Below are 3,359 nucleotides of genomic sequence, written 5' to 3' on the forward strand. Positions count from 1 at the left end.
CTTGGTCAACGCCCAATCGAATCAGATTTTTCCTCTTTCTCTCCTGCCACCCCGCCTGCTGGCTCGTTCGCTAAAAATGTCCACTGGACATTTTCTTTACGCTCCGCCCTCAATCGTGCCAAATGCAGTATCGCAGTCGGTTTCTTAACCAGCCGTCCAAATCACGTAGTTTGCCCATAATACTCGTTCCCCGAAAATAGTTTAACCATCCTCGTTGCACTTCTTTTATCTTGGCAATGCGCTCTTCTAGCTTGACTGGTGCGGTTTTGCGGCTGATGCTTTTGAGCCGTTCTTTGAGTTTCTTCCAAGTCTTGTCTGCCACGACCAACTGGTAGTCGTTTTTGCTCCCTTTCTTGTACGTTGGCACAAATCCAAAGCTCGCTCCAAAGCCTCCAAAACAGGCAGAGGAATGTTTTTGGGATTTGATTGTGAGATAAGTCAGAAATCCCAAACACGGATAGTCCAAAAGTGGAAGGATCTAAAGTTTCATAAGCAAAGCAACATAGTAATACAGGATATTGCTACAAAACTCCGCTTGCAAATAATAGGAATTTCGCGATATTATGGTTATTTCAATGTAGCATCCTTACGAAAATTATTCAGATATTTGCAAAATCGATTAGCAAAATGGGTAAGGAATAAGTATAAATCGATGGGAAGAAGCTACACAAAAGCACATCGTTGGTTGGCAGAAATAAAAATCAGCTATCCAACATTGTTTTATCACTGGCAACTCTTCAAATCGGTGTGATTTGTATGATAAGAGCCGTATGAAGCGAGAGTTTCACGTACGGTTCTGTGAGAGGCTTGAGTTGAAATATTCTTGCCTACTTGACTATAAATAAGTCGCAACAGCAAAATATAATCGTGATTGCTCTGCGAAGTCTCCCGACTTCGTAGCTATTCCAATAAGCAACGATCTAACTGTTGATTTACTATCAGTTTCTATTTTAAAGTTATTAGTCTCTTTATCAATTATACTATTTGTAAAATATAAGAAAACCCCATTTTCTTTATTCGATGTGTTAATAAGAAAGATGGTAAATTACAAAGAATTATCAATAAAATAAGTACTTAACAAGTGCGAACTAAACGCTTATACCTATATAATTATTTAATAATTTGGAAACTTGGTTTAATAAAGTTCTGGTTTTATACATTCTCAAATATACCAAAATAAACAAAGCAAAATTTTCTTACTTCTCAAATTTATTTCCCTCATAAACCAAACCTTGCACAATTCCCCTGCGTTCAATTTCTTTCTCCATATAAGTTTGAATTTGAGTTTTTTTCAAGCACCAATTGGGTGCAACAAGCAAATCCCAATCAGAGATTCCAAACAAACGCTGGATCACAATATCGGGACGCAAGAGCGGAATTAATTCGCAAAGTAAATCTGTGTATTCTTCCAAAGTGAAGAGTTTGAAAGGATTTTTCTTGTATTTGACGCCCATAATCGAACCTTTGACAATGTGTAAATGGTGGAATTTCACAAATTTAATCTGCGGGAATCGGTTGATTTCGTGAATGTAATTCAACATCATTTCACGGGTTTCCCAAGGGAAGCCAAAAATAGTATGCACACACAAATCGATTGGGCTGTCTTTTAGTAATTCTACAGCGGTGATAAATTCGGCGTGGCTGCAGCCTCGGTTGATTTGCTCTAAAGTTTCATCATAAATCGACTCCATTCCCATTTCTAAATCCACGTCAAATCGGTCACAATAGCTTTCTAGCAAGGCTACTTTTTCGGCATCGATGCAATCGGGTCGTGTACCCACAGAAAATCCAACAATATCCTCAGTATTGACGTATAAAGCCTTGTCATACATTGCTTTTAAATAATCAACGTGAGCATAAGTATTCGTATTTGGCTGAAAATATACAATGAATTTTTCGGCTTTGTAGTGATTTCTGGCGCGCTCCATCCCGTCCTTTAATTGCGATTGTATTGTGGATGAAGTTCTCGAAATTTCTGGTGTGAAGGAATCGACATTGCAATAGGTACAACCTCCGTAGCCTTTGCTACCGTCTCTGTTAGGGCAAGTAAAACCACCATCGACAATGACTTTATATACGCGTTGGTTATTGTATTTTTTGCGTAAATAGGCACTGTAATTATTGTATCCTTTGACTTCTAAAGTTGGTTTTTGATTCATACTTCAAAAATACGAAATTCGATTTACTTGAACTGATATTGTGTCTTTAATTAGTGGAAATAAAATTTCTATTTTACTTAAACTTAACCCTATTTATTCATTGAAATCAGAGTTCCTTTTCAAAACAAACACTATTTTCGACACCCTTATATTTTCCAAAATTTGGAATAATTTTATAGTGGTTTTTTAAATAAAGAGCGATGGCTTCTGGTTGGTTTTTCCCAGTTTCTAAAATGCATTTTTTAATACCTAATTCTCTGCACCAAATCTCTAATTCATTTAAGATTTTAGAAGCGATTCCTTGTCCACGTTTGTGTAATGGAACAAACATTCGTTTCACTTCCATAGTGTTATTTGAGTAATCCCTTATTGCTCCACAACCAATTGGTTCCTCAATGTCGTAAGCCACAATAACAAAAATTAAGGTGTTGGTTTTATTTAATTCGGCATAAAAAAAATGCTCTTCTCCATCACGTTCCTGCAATTCAAAATCTAATAATTTCACCAATTTTTGGAAGTTTTTATCGTCAGAATTTGTTCTTTTGGTTGTAATCATATTGGTTAATTTGATTTGTTTTTTATCTCGAGTTGCATCAACAAGTCAGTTTGAACATCATCACCTAAAACGAAAATATGTTGGTCAAATTCGACAAAACCATTTTTAGAATAAAATTGCAATGCTCGGTGATTTTCTTCCCAGACTCCCAACCAAACGGAATTTACTCCCATTTCTTTTGCAATTTTCAACACTTCGTCGAGCAATAATTGGCCTACTTTTTTTCCGTGAAAAGCTTGTAAAACATAGATTCTGTGAATTTCTAGAGCGTTTTCTTTTTGCTTTTCAGTTTGGGCGTTGCCAAAGTTTATTTTAAAATAACCAATAATTTCATTTTCCAAAATTGCATAATAAAAAGCCGATTCGGGATTATTTATTTCCAAAGTCATTTGATTTGGATTGAAATTTTCCCGAATATAATTATCCATATTTTCAGGTGTATTTACTGCGGCAAAAGTTTCCGTGAACGTTTGCTCGCTGATTTTTCGAATAATTTCAAGGTCTAAAATGGTGGCTTTCTTGATTTCGATTTTGGACATAAAAAAATATAGGATTTAAAATTGAATGATAAAAAACAAACGCGAATTTAGTGGATTTTCAAAAATTAGTTAATATTTTTTTGTTCCGTTAGGAACAAAATATTG

The 3,359-nt window shown here is 35.4% G+C and carries 5 protein-coding genes; 1 reads left to right on the forward strand and 4 read right to left on the reverse strand.

Annotation, left to right across the window (positions count from 1 at the left end; translation table 11 throughout):
* Positions 1-109 precede the first annotated feature (109 nt).
* Positions 110-367: a group II intron maturase-specific domain-containing protein gene (locus PHC28_RS12225; RefSeq protein WP_367278028.1), complete on the reverse strand. Its 258-nt coding sequence runs from the start codon at positions 365-367 to the stop codon at positions 110-112.
* A 42-nt stretch (positions 368-409) separates the two neighbouring features.
* Between PHC28_RS12225 and PHC28_RS12230 the strand changes: the two genes are divergently transcribed.
* The gene (locus PHC28_RS12230) at positions 410-751 is read left to right on the forward strand and encodes a group II intron maturase-specific domain-containing protein (RefSeq protein WP_300100757.1); all 342 of its coding nucleotides are present in this window, start codon (positions 410-412) and stop codon (positions 749-751) included.
* Between the two features lie 445 nt (positions 752-1,196).
* Here the strand turns inward: PHC28_RS12230 and PHC28_RS12235 are convergent, their stop codons facing one another.
* The 3 genes from PHC28_RS12235 to PHC28_RS12245 form a co-directional block, all read right to left on the reverse strand.
* Positions 1,197-2,159, reverse strand: coding sequence for a TIGR01212 family radical SAM protein (locus PHC28_RS12235; protein ID WP_300100760.1), 963 nt, complete (start codon positions 2,157-2,159; stop codon positions 1,197-1,199).
* Between the two features lie 106 nt (positions 2,160-2,265).
* Positions 2,266-2,715: a GNAT family N-acetyltransferase gene (locus tag PHC28_RS12240; RefSeq protein ID WP_300100763.1), complete on the reverse strand. Its 450-nt coding sequence runs from the start codon at positions 2,713-2,715 to the stop codon at positions 2,266-2,268.
* A gap of 5 nt (positions 2,716-2,720) precedes the next feature.
* Positions 2,721-3,254, reverse strand: coding sequence for a GNAT family N-acetyltransferase (locus tag PHC28_RS12245; protein WP_300100766.1), 534 nt, complete (start codon positions 3,252-3,254; stop codon positions 2,721-2,723).
* Positions 3,255-3,359 lie beyond the last annotated feature (105 nt).

The sequence above is a fragment of the Flavobacterium sp. genome (genome assembly GCF_028712645.1).
Lineage (GTDB): Bacteria > Bacteroidota > Bacteroidia > Flavobacteriales > Flavobacteriaceae > Flavobacterium.